This window comes from Constrictibacter sp. MBR-5, assembly GCF_040549485.1.
Taxonomy (GTDB): domain Bacteria; phylum Pseudomonadota; class Alphaproteobacteria; order JAJUGE01; family JAJUGE01; genus Constrictibacter.
Genome location: NZ_JBEPTK010000013.1, coordinates 94874 through 115579, shown reverse-complemented (window position 1 = coordinate 115579; position 20706 = coordinate 94874). Strand labels below are relative to the sequence as shown.

General features: G+C 71.3%; 17 protein-coding genes. 7 read left to right on the top strand and 10 right to left on the bottom strand.

The window, feature by feature from the left end:
• Nucleotides 1-8 precede the first annotated feature (8 nt).
• From ABIE65_RS21885 to ABIE65_RS21875, 3 genes are read right to left on the bottom strand one after another with little or no spacing between them, the layout of a single operon-like run.
• Nucleotides 9-638 carry a Vgb family protein gene (locus ABIE65_RS21885; RefSeq protein WP_354080687.1) on the bottom strand — a complete coding sequence of 210 codons (630 nt, stop codon included), beginning with the start codon at nucleotides 636-638 and terminating at the stop codon, nucleotides 9-11.
• A gap of 37 nt (nucleotides 639-675) precedes the next feature.
• Complete coding sequence (locus tag ABIE65_RS21880; RefSeq protein WP_354080685.1) at nucleotides 676-1902, bottom strand: hypothetical protein; 1227 nt, start codon at nucleotides 1900-1902, stop codon at nucleotides 676-678.
• A gap of 46 nt (nucleotides 1903-1948) precedes the next feature.
• The gene (locus ABIE65_RS21875; protein ID WP_354080683.1) at nucleotides 1949-3055 is read right to left on the bottom strand and encodes a M20/M25/M40 family metallo-hydrolase; all 1107 of its coding nucleotides are present in this window, start codon (nucleotides 3053-3055) and stop codon (nucleotides 1949-1951) included.
• Between the two features lie 69 nt (nucleotides 3056-3124).
• Here ABIE65_RS21875 and ABIE65_RS21870 point away from each other — a divergent pair, with 69 nt between their 5' ends.
• Complete coding sequence (locus ABIE65_RS21870; RefSeq protein ID WP_354080681.1) at nucleotides 3125-4249, top strand: threonine synthase; 1125 nt, start codon at nucleotides 3125-3127, stop codon at nucleotides 4247-4249.
• Nucleotides 4249-5778: a M81 family metallopeptidase gene (locus tag ABIE65_RS21865; protein WP_354080679.1), complete on the top strand. Its 1530-nt coding sequence runs from the start codon at nucleotides 4249-4251 to the stop codon at nucleotides 5776-5778. The genes ABIE65_RS21870 and ABIE65_RS21865 overlap by 1 nt, the downstream gene beginning before the upstream one ends.
• Before the next feature lie 7 nt (nucleotides 5779-5785).
• Here the strand turns inward: ABIE65_RS21865 and ABIE65_RS21860 are convergent, their stop codons facing one another.
• A complete protein-coding gene (locus tag ABIE65_RS21860) occupies nucleotides 5786-7204 on the bottom strand; it encodes an FAD-dependent oxidoreductase (protein WP_354080678.1) in 1419 nt (472 codons plus the stop codon).
• A 26-nt stretch (nucleotides 7205-7230) separates the two neighbouring features.
• On the bottom strand, nucleotides 7231-8142 hold the full coding sequence (locus tag ABIE65_RS21855) for an NAD(P)-dependent oxidoreductase (RefSeq protein WP_354080677.1): 912 nt from the start codon (nucleotides 8140-8142) through the stop codon (nucleotides 7231-7233).
• Nucleotides 8143-8838: 696 nt separating this feature from the next.
• On the opposite strand from ABIE65_RS21855, the gene ABIE65_RS21850 reads away from it, so the two are divergent.
• Nucleotides 8839-9033, top strand: coding sequence for a dihydrofolate reductase family protein (locus ABIE65_RS21850; RefSeq protein ID WP_354080733.1), 195 nt, complete (start codon nucleotides 8839-8841; stop codon nucleotides 9031-9033).
• 78 nt (nucleotides 9034-9111) lie between these two features.
• On the opposite strand, the gene ABIE65_RS21845 is transcribed toward ABIE65_RS21850, so the two are convergent.
• Nucleotides 9112-9771 (bottom strand): class I SAM-dependent methyltransferase, encoded by a 660-nt coding sequence (locus tag ABIE65_RS21845; protein ID WP_354080676.1) that lies wholly within the window; start codon nucleotides 9769-9771, stop codon nucleotides 9112-9114.
• Nucleotides 9772-10084: 313 nt separating this feature from the next.
• Between ABIE65_RS21845 and ABIE65_RS21840 the strand changes: the two genes are divergently transcribed.
• Both ABIE65_RS21840 and dctP read left to right on the top strand, forming a co-directional pair.
• Nucleotides 10085-11116: a TauD/TfdA family dioxygenase gene (locus ABIE65_RS21840; RefSeq protein WP_354080675.1), complete on the top strand. Its 1032-nt coding sequence runs from the start codon at nucleotides 10085-10087 to the stop codon at nucleotides 11114-11116.
• Between the two features lie 198 nt (nucleotides 11117-11314).
• Nucleotides 11315-12340, top strand: a complete 1026-nt coding sequence (gene dctP / locus ABIE65_RS21835) for a TRAP transporter substrate-binding protein DctP (RefSeq protein ID WP_354080674.1) — start codon at nucleotides 11315-11317, stop codon at nucleotides 12338-12340.
• Between the two features lie 70 nt (nucleotides 12341-12410).
• On the opposite strand, the gene ABIE65_RS21830 is transcribed toward dctP, so the two are convergent.
• From ABIE65_RS21830 to ABIE65_RS21815, 4 genes are read right to left on the bottom strand one after another with little or no spacing between them, the layout of a single operon-like run.
• Nucleotides 12411-13349, bottom strand: coding sequence for a LysR family transcriptional regulator (locus tag ABIE65_RS21830; RefSeq protein WP_354080673.1), 939 nt, complete (start codon nucleotides 13347-13349; stop codon nucleotides 12411-12413).
• 24 nt (nucleotides 13350-13373) lie between these two features.
• A complete protein-coding gene (locus ABIE65_RS21825) occupies nucleotides 13374-15074 on the bottom strand; it encodes a hydantoinase B/oxoprolinase family protein (RefSeq protein ID WP_354080672.1) in 1701 nt (566 codons plus the stop codon).
• The gene (locus ABIE65_RS21820; RefSeq protein ID WP_354080670.1) at nucleotides 15071-17173 is read right to left on the bottom strand and encodes a hydantoinase/oxoprolinase family protein; all 2103 of its coding nucleotides are present in this window, start codon (nucleotides 17171-17173) and stop codon (nucleotides 15071-15073) included. The genes ABIE65_RS21825 and ABIE65_RS21820 overlap by 4 nt, the downstream gene beginning before the upstream one ends.
• A 36-nt stretch (nucleotides 17174-17209) precedes the next feature.
• Nucleotides 17210-18571 carry an aminotransferase gene (locus ABIE65_RS21815; protein ID WP_354080669.1) on the bottom strand — a complete coding sequence of 454 codons (1362 nt, stop codon included), beginning with the start codon at nucleotides 18569-18571 and terminating at the stop codon, nucleotides 17210-17212.
• 242 nt (nucleotides 18572-18813) lie between these two features.
• Between ABIE65_RS21815 and ABIE65_RS21810 the strand changes: the two genes are divergently transcribed.
• Entirely contained in the window at nucleotides 18814-19581 is a 768-nt protein-coding gene (locus tag ABIE65_RS21810; RefSeq protein ID WP_354080668.1) for an SDR family NAD(P)-dependent oxidoreductase, read from the top strand.
• A 90-nt stretch (nucleotides 19582-19671) separates the two neighbouring features.
• A complete protein-coding gene (locus tag ABIE65_RS21805; protein WP_354080667.1) occupies nucleotides 19672-20700 on the top strand; it encodes an aldo/keto reductase in 1029 nt (342 codons plus the stop codon).
• Nucleotides 20701-20706 lie beyond the last annotated feature (6 nt).

Here is a 20706-nt window from a genome sequence, read left to right as displayed (position 1 = left end):
GCCGGGCGCTATGCGGGCCGGCGGACGGCCCTGACCTTGCCGCTGCTGCCGCCGCCGCAGAAGAAGGTGTCGCCGCCGGCCTCGAGCCCGGTGACGGCGATGCCGGGCGGCATGTCGATCCGCTCGCGGACGGCACCGGTCTCGGGATCGATCCGACGCAGGTCGCTCTGCTCCGCCTCCCAGGTGGCGTGCCAGAGGTCGCCGTCGATCCAGGTGACGCCGGTGACGAAGCGGTCCGACTGGAGCGTGCGCAGCACGGCGCCGGTCTCGGGGTCGACCTGGTGGATCCGGCGCTCGCGATACTGGCCGACCCAGAGCGTGCCCTCGGCCCAGGCGAGCCCGGAATCGCCGCCGCCGCCGGGCGCCGGGATGGTGGCGAGCACGCGGCCCGTCTCGGGATCGATCTTGCGGATCCCGTCCTCGGCGATCTGGAAGAGATGGCGCCCGTCGAAGGCCGTGCCCGCATCCGCGGCGACGTCGATGGTGCGCACCGTCTCGCCGCTGGCCGGGTCGAAGGCGTTCAGCCTGTCGCCCGACGCGAACCAGACGCGCGCGCCGTCGAAGGCCACGCCGTGCACGGCGGGGGCGTCCGGGAAGGGTCCATACTCGCGGACGATGTCGGCTGCCGTTCGTTTCATCTGACTGTTCCCGCTGCTGTCGTTCGGTCCGATGAAGCTATTCGCTCGGCAGAGGGACCGAGAGTAACAAGGCTGTCGGGAATCCGGGCACGGACGGCACGGTCCAGCGGCGCGCCCGGCCGCGACCGAAGGACTGTACCTTGCCGGCCGCGGCGAGCGCGTCGAGGGCGCGCTGCACCGTGCGTTGGCCGGTTCCGAGCGCCAGCGCGAGGGCGGAACTGGACCAGGCCTCGTCGTCGGCGAGGAGCGCCAGCACCGCCGCATGCCGGTCGTCGACGGGCGGCGCCAGCACGACGACCGCGGCGGTGCCACGCGGGCGCAGCACGAAGCCGCGCCGCGTCGCATGCACCTCGGCCAGCGTCCCGAGCGCGGCGCGGAGCCGCCCGACCTCGACACGGAGCCGCGCGCGGTGCGATTCGTCGGCCACCTTCCCGCCGAAAGCGCGCGCGATGAGGGTCGCCCGCGGCACGTCCGCCGGCCACGCCTCGCCCAGCGCCCGCGCCAGCGCGAACAGGACCGGCCGCCGGCCGAGCGACACGGCCTCCGGCCCCTCGCGGACCATATGTCGGCAGGCGTCGACGACGAGCGCTGGCGAGGCCAACAGGGACTCGACCTCGTCGAGCAGCAGCGGGCGGTCGCCGCCAGGTGCGACACGGCGCGCGGCGGGCAGGTCCAAAGCGCGCGCCGCGGCATCCACCTCGGCGATCAGGGCGGGGATGCCCGCGGCATGCGCGGCATCGGCGGCCCGCGCCAGTGCTGCACGCGCCTCCGCCGCCCGGATGCGCCGGATCGCGATCCCGGCGACGACCAGCACCTGCCCCGCCATCGCAGCCGCAGGGAGCGCGTCGGTCGTACCGCCGGCCAGCATCCGATCGGCCGCGTCGAGGCGCCCGATGAGCAGGAGGCGCCGCGCCGCGAGGTAGCGCGCATGGGCGGCGTTGGCGCGGTCGCCATGCGCCTCCAGGGTCGCGCGCGCCGCGTCGAGGGCCGCTTCCGGCCAGCCCAAATCGCGCGAGACGAGAGCGATCTCGGCCGCCGCCACGGCACAGCGGGCGCGCGCCACCGCTTCGCGCGGACCGAAGGCGCGGGCCGCACTGCGCAGCAGCGCCTTGGCGCGCACCAGGTCGCCGAGCTGCGCCATGGCGATGCCGCGCAGGGCCAGCGCCGGCGCGTCGCTGCGCAGGGCGACCCGGTTGAGGGCGCCGAGCGGGTCGCCCGCTGCGAGGGCGCGGGCCGCGGCCGTGATCAGCGAGTCCATGGCCATCCGCCACTCCCCGCAGGCGTGGACCGCCGTCGGCGACGGCGGCCTGCTATGTCTGCGCCGCGCTCAGCATGCGGCGGAACAGCGGAACGGCATCCGTCAGGTCCGACACCGCCACGCATTCGCGCGGGGTGTGGGCGGTGGTCATGGTGCCGGGGCCGAGGACGACGCAGGGGGCGACGGCCTGGAGTTCGCTGGCGTCGGTGCCGTAGGGGGCGGTGCGCGCCGGCTGGCCGGTCTCGGCGACGGCGTGGCGGATGAGCGGGTGGTCTTCCGGCAGTTCCGGCGGCGTGCCCTCGCGCTTCTCGGTGAGGGCGACGCCGGCGCGCTCGGCGGCGGCGTGCACGGCCGCCTCGATGGCCGACGTGTCGACGTTGCGGCTGCGGCGGAACTTGATGCGCGCGGTGGCCCTGGCGACCGTCACGTTCACCGCCGTCCCGTGATTGTCGACGATCAGGTTGAAGTCGCTGAAGGGCGGGTCGTAGCCCGGATCCTGGAGCGCCGGGTCGCTGCGCAGGCGCTCGGCGATCGTCTTCATCTCCGCCAGGAACGGGATGAGCGCCCAGTTGGCGTTGACGCCCTGGCCGGTGGAGGAATGGGCCTGCACGCCGGTGGCGACCGCGGTGTATTCGATATGGCTGCGGTGGCCGCGCACCGGGGCGAGGCCGGTCGGCTCCGCCACGACAATGCCCTTCAAGTCCAGGGACCTCGCCAGCCGCGAGCGCTGGGCGATGGCGCGGGCGCCCTCCTTCGTCGTCTCCTCGTCGGTGGTGAGCAGCAGGGTGACCGGCACGTCCGCCGGCAGGCCGCGCGCCGCGACGATGCAGGCGGCGACGGGGCCCTTCATGTCGGTGCTGCCCAGGCCGTGCAGCACGCCGCCATCCAGCCGCGGCGTCCATGGCGGGTTCGTCCAGCCGGTGTCCGGCACCGTGTCCATGTGCCCGGACAGAGCGTAGCCGCCGCGCGGCCCGCGGTGCGCTACCAGCACGCGCTTGGCCACGCCGTTCGCGTCGGCATAGTCCAGGCGCTCGATCTCGAATCCCGGCAGCTCCGCCTCGATCCGCTCTGCGACGGCGAGGTTGGAGACGAAGGAGCGGCTGTCGATCGCGACGAGGTCGGCGGCGAGCCGCAGGAGGGCGTCATTGTCTTCGGACATGCGCCGAGCTTCCCTTGCGGCACGGCGAGGGTCAAGCGAAGCTGCTCGCGCCACGAGGGAAAGCCGCGCATGACGGAAACCGCCTATCTCGACCCCGCCTCAGGGAGAACCTATCCGCTGTCCGCGCCGCGCTGGTGCGGCGACGGCGGCGAGCCGCTGCTGCTGACGCCGCTGCCCGGCATCGACCGAGACGCGGTGCGGGCGGGCGAGCGCTCGATCTGGCGCTATGCGGCGGCCCTGCCCTTCGTGCCGGACGACCCGATCAGCATGGGCGAGGGCTGCACGCCGCTGATCCCGCGCCGCATCGGCGGGGCGACGGCGCTTCTGAAGTGCGAGTGGTTCATGCCGACCGGCTCGTTCAAGGACCGCGGCGCCTCCGTCATGCTGTCGCTGCTGCGCGCCCAGGGCGTCGGCCACGTGCTGGAGGATTCGTCGGGCAATGGCGGGGCGGCGGTCTCGGCCTATGCGGCGGCCGGCGGGATGAAGGCGAAGATCCTGGTGCCGGCCGCGACCTCGCCCGCCAAGACGGTGCAGTCGCGTGCGGCGGGGGCCGAGATCGAGCTGGTGCCGGGCAGCCGCCAGGACTGCGCCGACGAGGCGCTGCGCCAGGCGGCGCGGATCTTCTACGCCAGCCACAACTGGCATCCCTTCTTCCTGCAGGGCACGAAGACGCTGGCCTACGAGCTGTGGGAGGATCTGGGCTTCCGCGCGCCGGACAATGTGATCGTGCCATGCGGCGCGGGGTCGAACGTGCTCGGCTGCGGCATCGGCTTCGACGAATTGCGGCGGGCGGGCGCCATCGTGCGAGTGCCGCGCATCTTCGCCGCACAGCCGGCCAACTGCGCGCCGATCGCCCGCGCTTTCCTGGGGCAGGAGCCGGCGCCGGTGGCGCCGACCATCGCGGAGGGCACCGCCATCGCGCAGCCGATCCGCCTGCGCGAGGTGGTCGGCGTACTGAACGAGACGGGCGGCGGTGCCGTGATGCTGAGCGAGGCGGAGATCGCGGCGGCGCTGCTGTCGCTGGCGCGGAGTGGCGTCTATGTCGAGCCGACCTGCGCCCAGGCGGCCGCCGCCTTCGGCCGGCTGCTGGAGGCCGGGACGATCCGCGCCGACGAGACGACGGTGGTGGTGATGACCGGCACCGGGCTGAAGGCGACGCCGCGCATCGCGGAACTTCTGGGAGTGACGATCTGATGGCCGACGCGAACACGGACGCCGCAGCGGGACCGCGCATAGCGCTGCTGGGCTTCTCCATCGAGTGCAACCGCTTCGCCCCGGTCGCGACCCTGCGCGACTTCGAGACGCGCTGCCTGATCGGCGGCGCGGCGATCGTCGCCGACGCGCGCTCCGCCTCGCCCGTCGCCCTGGGCGAGATGCCGGGGTTCGTGACGGCGATGGACGAAGGCGGGCCGTGGCGGCCGGTGCCGATCCTGCTCGCCATGGCGGAGCCGAACGGGCCGGTCGAGCAGGACGCGTTCGACGGCTTCATGGCGCAGTGGCGCGCCGGGCTGGAGGCGGCGGCGGGGGAACTGGACGGGATCTACTGCGTCCTGCACGGCGCCGGGCTGACGACCGGCGACCTGGACCCGGAAGGCACGATCCAGGCGATGATCCGCGAGGTCTGCGGCGCGGTGCCGCTCGTCTGCTCCTACGACCTGCACGCCAACGTGTCGGACCGGATGGTGGCGCTGACCGACGCCTTCGTCGGCTACCGCACCAACCCGCATCTCGACATGCGCGAGCGCGGTGCCGAGAGTGCCGGCCTGCTGCGCCGCCTGATGGCGGGCGAGCGCTTCTTCCGCGCGCACCGCCGCCTGCCGATCGTCGCCCCCACCGTGTCGATGCTGACGGCGCACGGCCCCTATGCCGAGGTGATCGACCTGGGCCAGGAGTTGCAGGCGAACGACGCGCGCATCTGCAACGTGTCGGTGATGGGCGGCTTCGCCTATGGCGACACGCCGTTCAACGGCATGACGGCGATCGTCACCGCGACCGAGCAGGCGGCGGCTGACGCGCTGGCCGACACGCTGGCGCAGGCGGCGTGGGCGCGGCGCGACCGGTTCGTGGCGAACCTGACACCGCTGGACGACGCGGTGGCGAAGGCGCGCGACGGCACGGCGAAGCTGGCCTTCGCCGATGTCGCCGACAATCCGGGCGGCGGCGGGCGCGGCAACACGATGTGGATCCTGGAGGCCTTCCATCGCGCGGGCGTGCAGGACTGCCTGGTCGGCGTGATCCACGACCCCGAACTCGCGGCGGAAGCGCACGGGCTTGGCCACGGAGCGCGGTTCACGGCGCGCTTCAACCGCAGCGTCGATGCGGCCGATCCCTTTTCCAAGCCGTTCAAGGCCGAGGCCGAGGTCGTCGCACTGTCGGACGGCAGGGTGACGGGCCGGCGCGGGATCTTCGCCGGCACGGCGATGACGCTGGGGCAGACCGCGGCGATCCGGCTGGGCGGCATCACCGTGGTGGTGATCTCGATCCGCACCCAGTGCGCCGACCCCGCCTTCTTCGAGCATCTGGGGCTGGACGTCGGCGCGGCACGGTCGGTGGTGGTCAAGTCGCGCGGCCATTTCCGCGGCGGCTTCGACGAATTCTTCGACCACGCCCGCATCGTCGAGGTCGACTGCCCCGGCCTGACCTCGCCGATCCTGTCGCGCTTCGACTGGCGGCACCTGCCGCGGCCGGTCCTGCCGATCGACGCGGAGGCGCGCTGGCCGTAACGGGGCGTCAGGTGGTCGCGGCCGTCCGCAGATAGGCGCCCTGGGCGGCGAGCTTCGCCTGCAGGTCGGCCACGGGCAGATTGCGCGGCGCGACGCCCGCCTGGACACTGAGCGCCGCGGCGACGCCCGCCGCGTGGCCGGTCAGCCAGCATTGCGGGATCTCGCGCATGAAGCTGTGCGTCTGGGCGTCGGTCGAGATGTGCCGCCCGGCGACCAGGAGATTGTCGGTGCGGCGCGGCAGCAGCGCGCCGTAGGGCACCGACACCGCCGGCAGGTTCGGCCCGAGGCTGGGGCTGACGCCGATCTCGTCGTCGAGGATCTGGCCCGACTTCGTCTCCGGCCCGGTCATCCGCTTCACGCCGACGAGGCGGCGGCTGTGCCGGGCGCCGAGCTGCGGCCCGGTCAGCATGATCCAGGCCTTCTCGAACCCCGGCGCGTTGGCGCGGTAGAAGTTCAGCAGGTCGACGACGCTCTGCCGCGACAGCAGTTCGAGCGCCGTCAGGTCGTCGATCTTCAGCACGTCGAAGCCGGCGAAGCGCGGCCCCATGAAGACGATCACGTCGTCGCGCCAGCCGGTCATCGGCAGGATGAAATGGCGCACGCTCTCGCGCCCGCGGCGCATGAACTCCTTGAACGCCGCCGGATCGCCGGTGCGGAAGGCGAGCCAGCGGTCGCTGTCGACGCCGGCCAGCAGCGAGGCGGTGTTGGCGCAGTGATGGATGGTGTCGGTGTCGATGTCGCCCTCGGCATCCTCGCCGGCCGCCGCGAACATGTCGCCGTCGCCGGTGGTGTCGATCACGACGCGGGCGCGCACCGCCACGCGGCCCTGCTTCGATTCCAGGATGACGCCGGTGGCCCGGCCGTCCTCCACCAGAGGGGCGACGACCCAGCTGTGCAGCAGCAGCTCGACCCCGGCGTCGGTCACCATGTCGAGCGAGACGAGCTTCAGCCATTCCGGGTCGATCATCGGCGCCCAGGTGACGACGCCGTGATGCGCCGAGGCGCGCGGCGCCCAGGCGGCCACCGCGTCCTCCTCGCGCGAGCCCCAAAGGCTGCGCGAGGGGCCGCGGATCGCGTCGCGCGGCAGCCGGTCGATCAGCTCCTCGGCGAGGCCGCGGATCAGGTGGTCGCCGTCCCAGCCGGACATGCGGTCGATCCAGATCACCAGGCCGCCGGTCGACAGGCCGCCGAGATGGTTGTAGCGCTCCGCCAGGATCACGTCGGCGCCGAGCCGCGCGGCGGCGATCGCCGCCGTCGTGCCGGCCGGCCCGCCGCCGACCACCAGCACGTCGGTGGTGGCGAAGATCGGGATCTCGCGCGCCGGCTCGCGCAGCGTGCCCAGGCCGCCGCGGTCGCGCCGCTGCACGGTACGGCCCGCATCGAACACCCCGTCGCGGGCGATGCGCTCGGCATTGTCGTCGCTCATCGGATCGCCTCCCCTTCCCGCCCCGGTCAGTCCCGAGGGCCGAGCTGCACGCCGGCCATCTTTTCGTAGAGCTTCACCAGGGCCGAGCTGTCCTCCTTCGCGAGGCCGGCGGCGCGGCCCATCTGGTAGATCTGCTCGGTGATGTTGGCGAGGAACAGCGGGACGCCGAGCGCCTTGGCGAAGGCGGTCTGCAGTTCCTGGTCCTTGTAAGAGATGTCGATGGTGCCGCCCGGCCGGAAGTCGCCGGAGACGTAGCGCGGGGCGCGCATCTCGAAGGCGACGCTGGCGCCGGTGCTCTCGCGCACCACGTCGATCATCGCCTGCGGATCGAGCCCGGCCTTGGCGCCCATGACCATCGCCTCGGCGACCGCCACCGTGCCGACCTGGATCAGCATGTTGTTGACCAGCTTCATGGCCAGCCCCTGGCCGACCCCGCCCATGTGGAAGACGCGCGTGCCGACCGCATCGAAGATCGGCCGGCAGGCCTCGACGACGGCGGCGTCGCCGCCGACGATGACCGACAGCGTGCCGTCGACGGCGCGCGGCTCGCCGCCGCTGACCGGCGCGTCGAGCATCGCCACACCCATCGTCGCCAGCCGCTCGTGCATCGCCTTGGCGGCGAGCGGGTCGATGGTGCTCATGCACAGCACGGTGTCGCCGGGCTGCGCGCCCGCGATGAAGCCGCCCGGGCCGACGATCACCGCCTCGGCCTGGGCCGTGGTCTCGACCATGCAGATCGTCGTCGCCGCCTGCCGCGCCACGGCCATGGCACCGTCGGCGACCGTGGCGCCCATGCCGGCGAAGCGTGCGCATTTTGCGGGGTCGAGATCGTGCACGACCAGCCGCCGGCCGCGCTTCATCAGGTTCGCGGCCATCCCGCCGCCCATCACGCCGAGCCCGACGAAGCCGATCGCGTCGACCCGAGACGATGCGTCCATCCTGCGCTCTCCGCTTATCGTTGCCGGGCACCACGGCTACCGCCGCGACCGCCCCGGACGGTCACGATAGAACGCGGCGCGAGCGCTGTCGAAGGGCGGTCGAGCACGAACGCAGGCGCGTTCGACCTTCGCCTGATGGGGGAAGGCATCCGCGACGGGCTGGGCCGGGGTCCCTCGCCCGTGTCGGTGTTCGCGGCGCGGCCTCGCCTGTATGGTCAGACTACCTGAAACCGAGCATTGCCCGTAGCCGACGCTCGATACCCGCAGACGCCTCCGTACCGGGCGTGGAAGAGGGCTTCGATCCTGTCCGGCAGCGGACGTTCCAAGGCGCATGAGGGTGGTGTTGCAGGATGGCGAAGCTCGTCTTCGGAATGAACCTGTCGCTGGACGGCTATGTGGACCATGAGGGCATGTCCACGGGCCCCGCGCTCTTTGGTCATTGGACAGAGCAGGTGGGCGGCCTGACGGGCAGCGTCTACGGTCGCCGCATGTACGAGATCATGCGCTACTGGGACGAAGACCGGCCCGAGTGGAGCACAGAGCAGTGGGCGTTCGCGGCGGCGTGGCGGCGGCAACCGAAATGGGTGGTCTCGCGCTCCCTGAAGTCCGTCGGCCCCAACGCCACGCTCGTCGCGGACGACGTCGCGGCGGTGATACGCGGCCTGAAGGCTCGGCTCGGCTCGGCTCGGCGGGGGGATCGCCGTTTCCGGGCCGAACCTGGCGGGCAGCCTGACCGCGCTCGGTCTCGTCGACGAATATCGGCTCTATTTCCACCCCGTCGTGCTCGGTCTTGGCACGCCGTTCTTCGCCGGGCAGCGGCCACCCCTCCGCCTCGTATCCGTCGATCGCGTCGGCGAGGACGTGGTCAGGTCGACCTACGTTCGCGCTTGAACGCGCGTCTCGCCGGAAAGACTGCGACGACGGCCGCGCACGCAGGCCGGTCCGCTCACCGACCCGGCTCCGTGTCGGTCACGGTTTGTAGGCGACGGCCTTCACCTGGCAGTAGTGGGAGCGCAGCCACCCGCGGGTCACGCAGAGAGCGTGCATGACCCGGATCGGGAGCACGCGGTTCAGGACGTACCAGTATGGCGGCCAGCGGTGATAGACCGGCTCCGCCGAGATGTCCCGGAAGCCGGCACGCTTCAGCAGATTGCCCAGGTTCGATGGCGACCAGGTGAACAGGTGGAAGTTGATGTCGTCTTCGCTGTATCTCATCGAGACCGATTCGTTGGGTGTCACGAGGACGATCTTTCCACCCGGACGCAGCTTCCGCCGCATTTCGAGCACCACGTCGAGCGGACGGTCGACATGTTCGAGGGCGTGATGGGAGATGACAACGTCCGCCCATCCGTCCTCGACGCGCTCCAACCTGTCGAAGACTCGCAGGCCCTTGCTGCGCGCGTCGCGGGCGGCCGCCTCGTTGATCTCTATGCCGATCTTCTCGCGCGCCGGCAGGCTGGCCAGGATGAAGCCGCCGCCGCAGCCGAAATCGAGCACCCGATCCGTCGCCTTGATCTCGCCCTCGAACTTGAAGCGATCGATGACGGCGGAGAACACTCCGACGTCCCGCTGCATCGCGTAGTAGGCGTCGTCGTAGAACGCGTTCTCCCGGATCTCCGCGTCGAGCATCTCGTCCTCCGATGTCGCGACCGCCCGCCGCAAGTAACCGGGCGCCCGTACGCGGCGCCGGATTGTTCAGGCGAAGGTTCGACCAGTGTATCCGGGCGCGAAGCGGTCGAGGCCTGACCTCAGGGGGTAGCCGGCATCCGCACATCGGCCGGGTCCCCCGTCCGAACGCGGGCCGAGTCACCGTCGAAAGTGCCTCCCGCCCGGCGTCCTCCCGAGGTGAGGTGAGGCCTCGGCCGCCACCGCATGAAGCCCCCGCGCGCGCCGCGCCAAGCCGCGCTACAGTGTCGGCAAAAGAGCCTTCAGGGGATTCGCCATGACCGAGATGTCGCGCGGGCCGGTGACCGGCCGCTGCGTCTGGACGGTGGCAGACGTCGCCGCCGATGCCTCGTGGATCTATCGTTTCTCGCCGACTGAACTGGACGAGCTGGACGGGGCGGCGCGGACGCTGGCGGCGGGGGGCAAGCGGCCGGAGGCGTTCGAGCGGGACGATTTCCCCCTGCCGACGCTGGCGCCGCGTCTGGCCGAACTGCGCCGGGAGATCGAGTACGGGCGCGGCTTCGCGCTGCTGCGCGGCATCGACGTCTCCCGCTACGACATGGAGACGCTGAAGGTCCTCTACTGGGGCCTGGGCACGCATCTGGGCGAGATCATCTCGCAGAACTCGCGGGGCGACCTGCTGGGCACCGTCACCGACATGGAGGCGGGCCGCTATGCGGCGGGCGGATATTACGAGCAGAACGTGCGCGGCCACCGCACCAACGCCTATCTGCCGCCGCACTCCGACAGCTGCGACGTGGTCGGCCTGCTCTGCGTGCGCCCGGCGCAGACGGGCGGCGCCAGCACGATCTCCAGCTCGATGGCGATCTACAACGAGATCCTGCGCACGCGGCCGGAATTCATCGCGCCGCTGACCGAGGGATTCCACTTCGACCTGATCGGCAAGGGCACCCAGGCCGTCGAGGTGACGCGCAACCGCGTGCCGGTGTTCAGCTGGTGCGAGGGCGTCCTGAGCTGCCGCTTCAACAAACAGCAGATCGAGCTGGGTGCGGCGAAGGCGGGCCACCCGCTGACGCCGCTGCAGCAGGCCGCGGTAGATTACGTCGAGGAACTGGCGGTGCGCGACGACTTCCAGTTCGGCATGGCGTTCGAGCCCGGCGACATCCAGCTGCTGAACAACCACACCACCCTGCATTCGCGCACCGGCTATCGCGACTGGGACGCGCCGGAGAAGCGCCGGCTGCTGCTGCGCCTGTGGCTGAACGTGCCGGACGGGCGGCCGCTGGCGCCGGCCTTCGCCGACCGCCTGAACACCGGATCGCGCGGCGGCGTCACGCGCCGGCTCTAGGCCCGAGGCCGGCGGCGCGGGCGCCACTGTACGAACACGGCGCTTCATCTACTCTAGGGCGCGCGGCGCTTCATCTGCTCTGGGGCGCGCGGCGGCGCGACAACGGTGCCGCACGCGATAAGGGAGACAGCGAGGAACGAACCAGGCAAGGCACGCGCAACGCTTCTCGACAAATCATAAGACGAATGGGAGGACGCGATGAGGAAGTGGCTTTCGGCCGTGGCGGCGCTCACCTGCGCCATGGCACCGGCGGGCGCCGGTGCGGCGGACAAGATCGTGTGGGACTGGGCGATCTACGGCGCCCCGCGCGCGGTGACGGCGGGCATGGAACACTACGCCAAGGTCGCCGCGGAGAAGAGCGGCGGCAATTTCGAGATCAAGCTCCATTACGGCGAGTCGATCGCGCCGGCGAAGGAGACCCTGGACAGCCTGAAGGTCGGCGCGATCCACGGCGGCCTGATCGCCTTCGGCTACACGCCCGGCAAGACGCCGCTACTCAACGTGCTCGACCTGCCCTACCTGCCGATCGCCGACATGGTGGCGCTCGAGAAGGTGATGGAGACGATCTACCAGTACGAGCCGGCGAAGGCGGAGCTGGCGCGCTGGAACGCCGTGGCGCTGTCAGGCGCGCTGCTGCCGCAGTACGAGTTCATGGGCACCGGCAAGGCGCCGAAGACGCTGGACGACTGGAAGGGCATGCGGGTGCGCGCCCTGGGCGGCACCGGCGAGGCGATGCGCCTGCTGGGCGCCGTCCCGACGTCGGTCCCGGCCCCCGAGGTCTATAACGGGCTGGAACGCGGCATGTTCGACGCGGCGTCCTTCCCGTTCAGCTACGCCTTCGGCGCCTACCGGCTGCACGAGGTGTCGAAGTGGTACACCTACGGCCTGAACCTGGGCGTCATCCACAACGCCATCACCCTGAACAAGGCCGAGTTCGAGAAGCTGCCGGCGGAATACCGGCAGATCCTGATCGACGCCAAGCCGGGCGCGTACCAGGCACTCCGCGACGCCTATGCCGAGGCCGACGCGAAATGGCTGCCGGTGTTCGAGAAGGCCGGGCTGGAGCGGCTGACGATCACGCCGGAGATGCGCGCGGCCTTCCAGCAGAAGGCGGCACAGCCGGTCTGGGACAAGTGGGTCGCCGACATGGAAGCCAAGGGCCTGCCCGGCCGGAAGACGCTGGACCTCGTGCTGGAGGCCGCCAAGAAGGCTGGCGGCGCCTGAGGGCGCAGCGCCCGCACTGACCCCGGCCGGCGTCCCCAGGGCCGCCGGCCACGGTTCAGTCGGCCACGGTTCAGTCGGCGGCGATCATCCGGGCGATCGGCAGGGCGCCGTCGGCGGGATCGCAGCCGGTCAGATGGTCGAGCAGCGAGCGGGCCGCCGCCGGCAGGGCCCCGACGTCGCGCACGCAGACGAGGTGTGGCCGGACGGCCCATGCCTCGTCCAGCTCGACCTGGTGAAGGTGCATGACCGGCGCCAGCTTCGCGGTGATGCGCTCGGCGGTGAGCGCGATGCCGAGGCCGGCCTCGACCATGCGGCAGGCGGCGTCGAAGCCGCCGACGCGGATGCGCGACCGCGGGGTGCGGCCGAGTTGCCGGGCGGCGGCGCGCATCAGCAGGTCGGTGGCGCTGTCGGCCTCCTGGCCGATGAAGTCCTCGTCGAGCAGGTCCGCGAAGCGGACGCTGCGGCGCGCCGCCAGCCGGTGGCCGCGCGGCAGGACCACGATGAGCCGGTCGGCGTGGAAGGGAAACCATTCCAGCCCCTCGGTGGGCAGGTCGCCGACATAGATGCCGATGTCGGCGACGTTCTCGATCACCGCCCGGACGACGCGCGGGCTGGTCGCCTCCTGGAACTCGATCCGCACCAGCGGATGCGCGTCGACGAAGGTCTTGAGCACATCGGGCAGCCGGCCGAACACGGCCGACTCGGTCGCGTGGATGCGGATGAGGCCCTGGCTGCCGGTCGCGTAGCCGCGCAGTTCGTCCTCCAGCTGATGGGTCCCGCGCAGCAGGCCGCGCGCATGCGCGAGCAGCGCCAGTCCGGCCGGGGTCGGCTCCACGCCGTTGTGCCGGCGATGCAGCAGGCGCACGTCGAACGCCTGCTCCAGGTCGGCGATGCGCCGGCTGACCGCGGAGATCGCGATGCGCTTGCGCTCGGACGCCTTGGCGAGGCTGCGCTCCTCGACGACCGCCACGAAGAGGTCCAACGTCATCAGGTCCAGTCGCGAACTCATGCCGTCGGACTCCCGTGGCGCGGCTCACATATCCTTGAGCCCGTAGACTGCCACGGCGGCCTCGGGCGTGACATAGCCCTGGCGCACGTCCTCGCGCACCTTCTCGGGGTCGCGCTCGGCCACGTCGCCATAGCCGCCGGCCCCCGACAGGCGGAAGCTCAGCACGTCGCCGGCGCGCAGCGTGCACACCTCCTTCGAGCCGAGCGCCACCGTCTCGCCGTCGCGGATCAGCAGGGTCTGCGCCGTGGCGCCGGGGCCACCGCCGAACAGGCCCCAGGGCGGCGTGTCGTGCCGGTCGCCGAGCAGGGTGAGCGTCGTGTCGTCGAGCAGCACCTCGATGTCCTTGCGCATGCCGCAGCCGCCGCGGAAGCGGCCGGCGCCGCCGGTGTCGGGGATCAGGCCGAACTGCCGGACCCGCATCGGATTGATCGTCTCGTGCACCTCGACCGGGATGTTGGCGCAGTTGAAGACCGGACAGAAGGCCTCCGGCCCGTCGGTGTCGACGCGACCGCCATAGCCGCCGATGATCAGGTCGTACATGATCCAGCGCTTGCCGGTGCGCGGATCGACGCCGCCGAAGTTCGGATTGCTCCAGTGCGAGAAGGCGCCCATGGCGCGCTCCGGCAGCACCTGCGCCATGGCGCCGTTGATGGTGTCGAAGATGCGCACCTGGCAGCCGGCGCGCCCACCGCCGGCGGCGGGATACTGAGCGTTGAAGAAGCTGCCCGGCCGCGCCGTCACCTCGATCACCCGCATCACGCCGGAATTCTGCGGCACGTCGATCCCGGCGAAGATGCGCATGCCGAACAGGGCATAGGCGCGCGAATAGTTCAGGTAGCAGTTCAGGCCCGCCGGCACCTGGTCGCTGCTGCGCGAATAGTCGACCAGCATGCGGCCGTCGGTGAAGGTCAGGTCGACCCGGACATGGATCGGTCCGGTGCCCGGGCCGTAGTCGTCGAACCGGTCCTCGAAGCTGTAGGTGCCGTCGGGGATCCGCCGCAGCAGTTCGCGCGCCCGCGCCTCGGAATGGTCGAGGATGGCGTCGGTCACGTCGTCCATCGTCTGGCGGCCGTGCTCGGCGAACAGGGCGCGCAGGCGGGAGACGCCGACGGTGTTGGCGTTCGCCTGGGCGCGCAGGTCGCCGCGCAGCTTCTCCGGCAGGCGGACGTTGCCCATGATCACGCGCAGCAGGTCCTCGTCCCACCGGCCGGCGCGGATCAGCTTCACCGGCAGGATGCGGATGCCCTCGGCGAAGGCGTCCTTCGTTCCCTGCACGCCCTGCGACCCCGGCACGACGCCGCCCACATCGATGTGGTGCGCCGTGTTGACGACATAGCCGATCAGCGCGCGGTCGTCGTCGAACACCGGCTGCATGAAGAAGAAGTCGGGGAAGTGCCCCGAGCCGAGGGCCGCGTCGTTGGTGACGACGACGTCGCCCGGCTCCAGCGTCTCCACCGGGATGTAGTTCAGCATGTTCTGCACGGTGAACGGCATCGAGCCGAGATGGCCGGGCGTGAAGTTGCCCTGGGCGATCATCCGGCCGAACCGGTCGAAGACGGCGGCGGAAAAGTCGTCGCCCTCGCGCACGGCTTCCGAGAAGGCGGTGCGGCGGAGCGCCGTGCCCATCTCCTCGGCGACGGAGATCAGCGTCTTCCAGAGGACGGTCAGGGTGATCGGGTCGACTGGCTGATTGGGCGCGGGGCGCGGTGCGGCCTCGGCGGTCATTGCGGCCTCCGGATCTCGATGACGAGGTGGCCGGCGTCGCCGACCGTGGCGACGTCGCCCGGCAGCACCACGGTCGTCGCTTCGCGCTCCTCGATCAGCGCCGGGCCGCTGACGGCGATGCCCGGGCGCATCGCATACCGATCGACCACGCGGCAGGAGACCTTGCCGCCCAGTTCGGGGAACCAGGCGGCGCGTTCGCGGACGGCCGCGTCCGCGGTGCCGGCCGCCGCGGCTCCAGCCGTCTCCATCGCGGGCCGCAGGCTGCGCCGTGAACCCGCGACGGTCGCCACGACGTACCAGTCGGTCACCTCGATCGCGGCGTCGCGGTCGGTATAGCCGTACTCGCGCTGGTAGGCGGCGAGGAAGGCCTCCTGCATCGCGCCGACATAGGCGGCGTCGACGGGTCCCATCGGCAGGTCGACGCGGATCTCGTAGCCCTGGCCGACATGGCGCATCCAGGCGCTGCGGCTCAGCGCCGGCCGCCCGGCGCCGCGCAGCGAACCCGCCTGGCCGATGGCTCGGCCCTCCAGGTCGGCGAAGATCGCGGCCGCCGCGGGTGCCGCGGCCGGGTCGAGCGGCATGATGCGGGTGACGGCGGCGTCGATCTTGTGGTCGGCGACCAGCAGGCCGAGGGCGGAGCCCACCCCGGCCGCGCGCGGCACGATCACGCGCGGGATGTGCAGCGCCCGCGCCAGCCGGCAGGCGTGCAGCGGGCCGGCGCCGCCGAAGGCGACCAGGGCGTATTTGCGCGGGTCACGCCCGCGCTCCAGCGACACGATGCGCATGGCGCGCTCCATGTTCGCGTTGGCGACGGAGTGGATGCCCCAGGCGGCCTCGTCGGTGGACAGGCCGAGCGGCGCGCCGATGGCCTCGGCCACCGCCTTTTCCGCCGCCGCCACGTCGAGGCGCATGGCGCCGCCGTTGAAATAGTCGGGATCGAGATAGCCCAGCACCAAATTCGCGTCGGTGATGGTCGGCTGCGTGCCGCCGCGGCCGTAACAGGCGGGCCCCGGCACGGCACCGGCACTCTGCGGGCCGATCGCGATGAGGCCGTTGTCGGCGCGCGCCAGGCTGCCGCCGCCGGCGCCGATCTCCAGCAGTTCGATCGCCGTGATGTTGAGCGGCAGGCCGCTGCCGCGGGTGTAGTTGACGGTGTCGACCTCGAAGGTCGGCGTGATCGCCGCCTGCCCGGCGTCGATGGCGCCGAGCTTGGCCGTGGTGCCGCCCATGTCGAAGGTCAGCACGTCTGCGAAGCCCTCGTCGCGGCCGACCTCGGCGCACATCAGCACGCCGGCCGCCGGCCCGGATTCGACGATGCGCACGGCGTATTCGCGGGCGAGGTCGGGCGAGACGAGGCCGCCGTTCGACTGCATGATCGACAGTCCGCCCCCCGAGCCGCTGCCGATGCCGAGGTCGCGCAGCGCGCCGTCGAGGGCGCCCAGATAGCGGTGGACCAGCGGCTTCACATAGGCGTTGGCGACGGTCGTGCTGGTGCGCTCGTACTCGCGGTATTTCGGCGAGATGACGGAGGAGAGGCTGATCGCCGTCCCCGGCAGGGCCTCGGCCAGCAGCGCGCCGACGCGCTGCTCGTGATCGGGATTGGCATAGGCGTGCAGCAGCGCCACGGCGACCGACTCGTAGCCGCCGCCGCGCACGGCGGCGATCGTCTCGTGCAGGTCCGCCTCGTCGAGCGGCGACACGACGCTGCCGTCGAACGCCATCCGCTCGTCGACCTCGAAGATGTCCGCCCGCTGCACCAGGGGCTCGGGCTTCACGATGTGCAGCGTGTAGGTGTCGTAGCGCTTCTGCCGGCCGATCAGCAGGACGTCGCGGAAGCCCTTGGTGGTGATCAGCGCGGTGCGGCTGCCCTTGCGCTCCAGGATGGCGTTGGTCGCCACCGTGGTCGCGTGGATCGCCGCGGACACGTCGGCGGGCGCGAAGGCGCCCTCCCCGATGCGCTCGGCGAGCGCCCGGGCCACCGCCCGATCCGGCGCATCGGGGGTCGTCGGCACCTTCCAGACGTCGAGCGCCCCGGTCTCGGTGTCGAGCAGGACGATGTCGGTGAAGGTTCCCCCGATATCGAATGCGAGCTGCAGCATGCCGTGCCCTCTCCCTGCCGCCCGCTTCGCCTCGGCCTAAAGCGCCAGTTCCTTCTCGACCCCCGTCAGCGCCTTGTCCAGCCGGGCCAGCATTTCGTCGACGCCGGACTCGTCGATGATGACCGGCGGGGAGAAGGTGATGCGGTTGCCGATCAGCCGCAGCACGAGGCCGGCCTCGCGGACGTGGCGCTCGACGGGTTCCATGCTGGGGATGGGGGTGCGGGCGGCCTTGTCGGTCACGAGGTCGAGGCCGGCGATCAGGCCGACGCCGCGCACGTCGCCGACCAGCGGCCGGTCGGCGAACGCCGCCAGCCTGTCCTGGAAATAGGCGCCGACGCGGCGGGAATGGCCGACGAGGTCCATCTCCTCGTAGATCTTGAGCGTTTCGAGGGCAACGGCGGCGGCGACCGGATGGCCGGTATAGGTGTAGCCGTGCACGAAGCTGCCGAGTTTGCGGCTCTGCGCGACCATCGCCTGGTAGACCTTTTCGTTGATCAGCAGTGCCGAGACCGGCATGAAGGCCGCCGACAGCGCCTTGGCGCAGGTCACGATGTCCGGCTTCAGGTCGAAGGTCTGCGAGCCCCACCAGTTGCCGGTGCGCCCGAAGCCGCAGATCACCTCGTCGGCGATGAACAGCACGTCGTACTTCTTCAGGACGGCCTGGATCTTCTCGAAATAGGTCGCCGGCGGCACGATCACCCCGCCCGCCCCCATCACCGGCTCGGCGAAGAAGGCGGCGACCGTGTCCGGCCCCTCCTCCAGGATCATCGCCTCCAGCGCATCGGCCATGCGCGTCGAGAATTCCTCCTCGGTCTCGCCGTCCTCGTGGAAGCGGTAGTAGTGCGGGTTGAGCGTGTGCTTGAACTGCGGCAGCGGCAGGTTGAAGTCGACATGCATGTCGGGCTTGCCCGACAGGCTGCCGGCCGCGACCGTCGTGCCGTGATAGCCGCCCATGCGGCCGATGATCTTGTTCTTCTCCGGCCGGCCCATCGCCGCCTGATAGTACCAGCAGAGCTTGATCGCGGTGTCGTTGGCCTCCGACCCGGAGCACTGCAGCAGCACCTTGGACATCGGCACCGGCGCCAGCTCGATCAGCTTCTCGGCCAGTTCGATGCCGGCCGGATGGGCCGTGCTGCGATAGCTGTGATAGTAGCCGAGCGTGCGCATCTGCCGGGCTGCCACGTCGGCCAGCCGGTCGCTGGCGAAGCCGAGGGCCGCGCACCAGAGGCCGGCGGCGCCCTCGATGAATTCCTTGCCGCTGTCGTCGTAGATGCGGATGCCGTCGCCGCGGACGATGACCGTCGGCCCGTCCTGCTCGTGCTTGGCGAGGTTGGTCTGCGGGTGGATGGCGACCGCGATGTCGCGCGCCTGCAGGGAGTTGGGCCTGATCACGTTCATCGCACGCCTCGCGTCGCCGGCTGTCCACGGGGCCTCGCGGGCGATCCGGCGGGCCTCGGACACGGAACCGCGAGCCTAGCGCCGGACCGGGCGTGCCGGAATGGCCGGTTGGCGAAGCGGCCTTCGCCAACCGAGAAGGCGGGCGGGGCGTTCGCCGGCATGGCGCGCGCCGCGGCGCCGGCTGCTAGCATGGCGCGACCCGCGGGCGCGGGAACAACGACAGCAACGGGATCGGAAACGCCATGGGCAAGCTGGAAGGCAAGGTCGCGATCATCACGGGTGCGGCGGGCGGCATCGGTACGGCGGCGGCCAAGCTGTTCGCCACGGAGGGCGCGCGGCTGATGCTGGTCGACCTGGACGAGGCGAAGCTCGAGGCGCTGACGCGTGCGCTCGGCGAGGAGAGGACTGCTTACGCGGTGGCCGACGTCGCCGACGCGGACCAGGTGAAGGGCTTCATCGCGGCCACGTCCGAGCGCTTCGGCGGCGTCGACATCGCGCTGCTCAACGCGGGGATCGAGGGCAAGGTCGCGCGCATCAAGGACCAGACCGAGGCGGATTTCGACCGCGTCATCGCGATCAACGTGCGCGGCGTCTGGCTGGGGCTGAAATACGTCATGCCGGAGATGAAGAAGCGCGGCGGCGGGTCGATCGTCATGACCTCGTCGACCGCCGGCATCCGCGCCGTGCCGGGCCTGTCGCCCTACATCGCCAGCAAGCACGCCGTGATCGGCCTGATGCGCTCCGGCGCGATGGAGGGGGCCGCGCTGAATATCCGCGTCAACACGGTGAACCCGTCGCCGATCGAGACGCCGATGATCGAGCGCCTGGAGGATGCCGTGAACCCGCAGCGCGGCAACACGAAGCCGATGGCCGACAACACGCCGCTGCGCCGCTACGGCCAGCCGGAGGAGGTGGCGCGCCTGATGCTGTTCCTGTCGTCGGACGACAGCTCCTTCTGCACCGGCGGCGTCTACATGGTCGACGGCGGCGTCTCGGCCGGGCGCAACTGACCGCGCACGCCGCGGGCGGCATTGAGCCGGCGGCGCCCGCGGCCTAGGCTCGGCGGCGACACACGGGGATGGCCAAGCGGGAGACGGGCGATGCTGGCGACACGGCAGTTGGGGAAGAGCGGGCTCAGCGTTTCGCGGCTGTGCCTGGGGACGATGAATTTCGGCGAGCCCGGGCGCGGGCACCAGGGCGACTGGACCCTGCCGATCGACGAGGCGCGGCCGATCTTCAAGGCCGCACTCGACCACGGCCTCTTCTATTTCGACTGCGCCGACGTCTATGGCCTGGGTGCCTGCGAGCAGGTGGTCGGGCAGCTGCTGCGCGAACTGGTGCCGCGCGACCAGTATGTGCTGACGACGAAGGTATCCGGCGCCATGGGCCCGCACCCGAACCAGGGCGGGCTGTCGCGCAAGCACATCATGGTGGGCGTCGACGCCAGCCTGAAGCGGTTGGGGCACGACTATGTCGACCAGCTGATCATCCACCGCCATCCGCACGGCCGCCCCGGCCTGCCGCACGCGCCCATCGAGGAGACGATGGAGGCGCTGCACGACGTGGTGAAGGCGGGCAAGGCGCTCTATCTGGGCGCGTCGTCGATGTTCGCCTGGCAGTTCACCGAGCTGCAGATGACGGCCGAACGGCACGGCTGGACGAAGTTCGTCTCGATGCAGAACCACTACAATCTCATCTACCGCGAGGAAGAGCGGGAGATGAACCCCTACTGCGTCGCGACGGGCGTGGGGCTTACGCCCTGGTCGCCCCTGGCGCGCGGCATACTGACCGGCGCCTACAAGGGCGGCTTCGAGGGCGGCAGCACGGCGCGGTCGCAGGGCGCGGATCGCAAGCGGACCGAAGGCCTCTATCGCGGCGAGATGGACTTCAGGATCGCGGCGCGCGTCGTCGAGGTGGCGGAGAAGCTGGGCCATACGCCGGCCCAGGTCGCCGTGGCCTGGCTGCTGAACAAGCCGGAGGTGACGGCGCCGGTGGTCGGTGTGTCGAAGATCAGCCAGCTCGAACAGCTGGTCGCGGCGACGGAGATCACCCTGGAGGCGGACGACGTCCGCTACCTTGAGGAGCTGTACCGTCCGGTCGAGAACCTGCTCAGCCTCGGCACGTCCTGAGCCCGG

Excerpts from the sequence above, each read along its gene's own strand:
- ABIE65_RS21885 (WP_354080687.1), bottom strand. The coding sequence starts at position 638 with ATGAAACGAACGGCAGCCGACATCGTCCGCGAGTATGGACCCTTCCCG.
- ABIE65_RS21880 (WP_354080685.1), bottom strand. The coding sequence starts at position 1,902 with ATGGCCATGGACTCGCTGATCACGGCCGCGGCCCGCGCCCTCGCAGCG.
- ABIE65_RS21875 (WP_354080683.1), bottom strand. The coding sequence starts at position 3,055 with ATGTCCGAAGACAATGACGCCCTCCTGCGGCTCGCCGCCGACCTCGTC.
- ABIE65_RS21870 (WP_354080681.1), top strand. The coding sequence starts at position 3,125 with ATGACGGAAACCGCCTATCTCGACCCCGCCTCAGGGAGAACCTATCCG.
- ABIE65_RS21865 (WP_354080679.1), top strand. The coding sequence starts at position 4,249 with ATGGCCGACGCGAACACGGACGCCGCAGCGGGACCGCGCATAGCGCTG.
- ABIE65_RS21860 (WP_354080678.1), bottom strand. The coding sequence starts at position 7,204 with ATGAGCGACGACAATGCCGAGCGCATCGCCCGCGACGGGGTGTTCGAT.
- ABIE65_RS21855 (WP_354080677.1), bottom strand. The coding sequence starts at position 8,142 with ATGGACGCATCGTCTCGGGTCGACGCGATCGGCTTCGTCGGGCTCGGC.
- ABIE65_RS21845 (WP_354080676.1), bottom strand. The coding sequence starts at position 9,771 with ATGCTCGACGCGGAGATCCGGGAGAACGCGTTCTACGACGACGCCTAC.
- ABIE65_RS21840 (WP_354080675.1), top strand. The coding sequence starts at position 10,085 with ATGACCGAGATGTCGCGCGGGCCGGTGACCGGCCGCTGCGTCTGGACG.
- dctP (WP_354080674.1), top strand. The coding sequence starts at position 11,315 with ATGAGGAAGTGGCTTTCGGCCGTGGCGGCGCTCACCTGCGCCATGGCA.
- ABIE65_RS21830 (WP_354080673.1), bottom strand. The coding sequence starts at position 13,349 with ATGAGTTCGCGACTGGACCTGATGACGTTGGACCTCTTCGTGGCGGTC.
- ABIE65_RS21825 (WP_354080672.1), bottom strand. The coding sequence starts at position 15,074 with ATGACCGCCGAGGCCGCACCGCGCCCCGCGCCCAATCAGCCAGTCGAC.
- ABIE65_RS21820 (WP_354080670.1), bottom strand. The coding sequence starts at position 17,173 with ATGCTGCAGCTCGCATTCGATATCGGGGGAACCTTCACCGACATCGTC.
- ABIE65_RS21815 (WP_354080669.1), bottom strand. The coding sequence starts at position 18,571 with ATGAACGTGATCAGGCCCAACTCCCTGCAGGCGCGCGACATCGCGGTC.
- ABIE65_RS21810 (WP_354080668.1), top strand. The coding sequence starts at position 18,814 with ATGGGCAAGCTGGAAGGCAAGGTCGCGATCATCACGGGTGCGGCGGGC.
- ABIE65_RS21805 (WP_354080667.1), top strand. The coding sequence starts at position 19,672 with ATGCTGGCGACACGGCAGTTGGGGAAGAGCGGGCTCAGCGTTTCGCGG.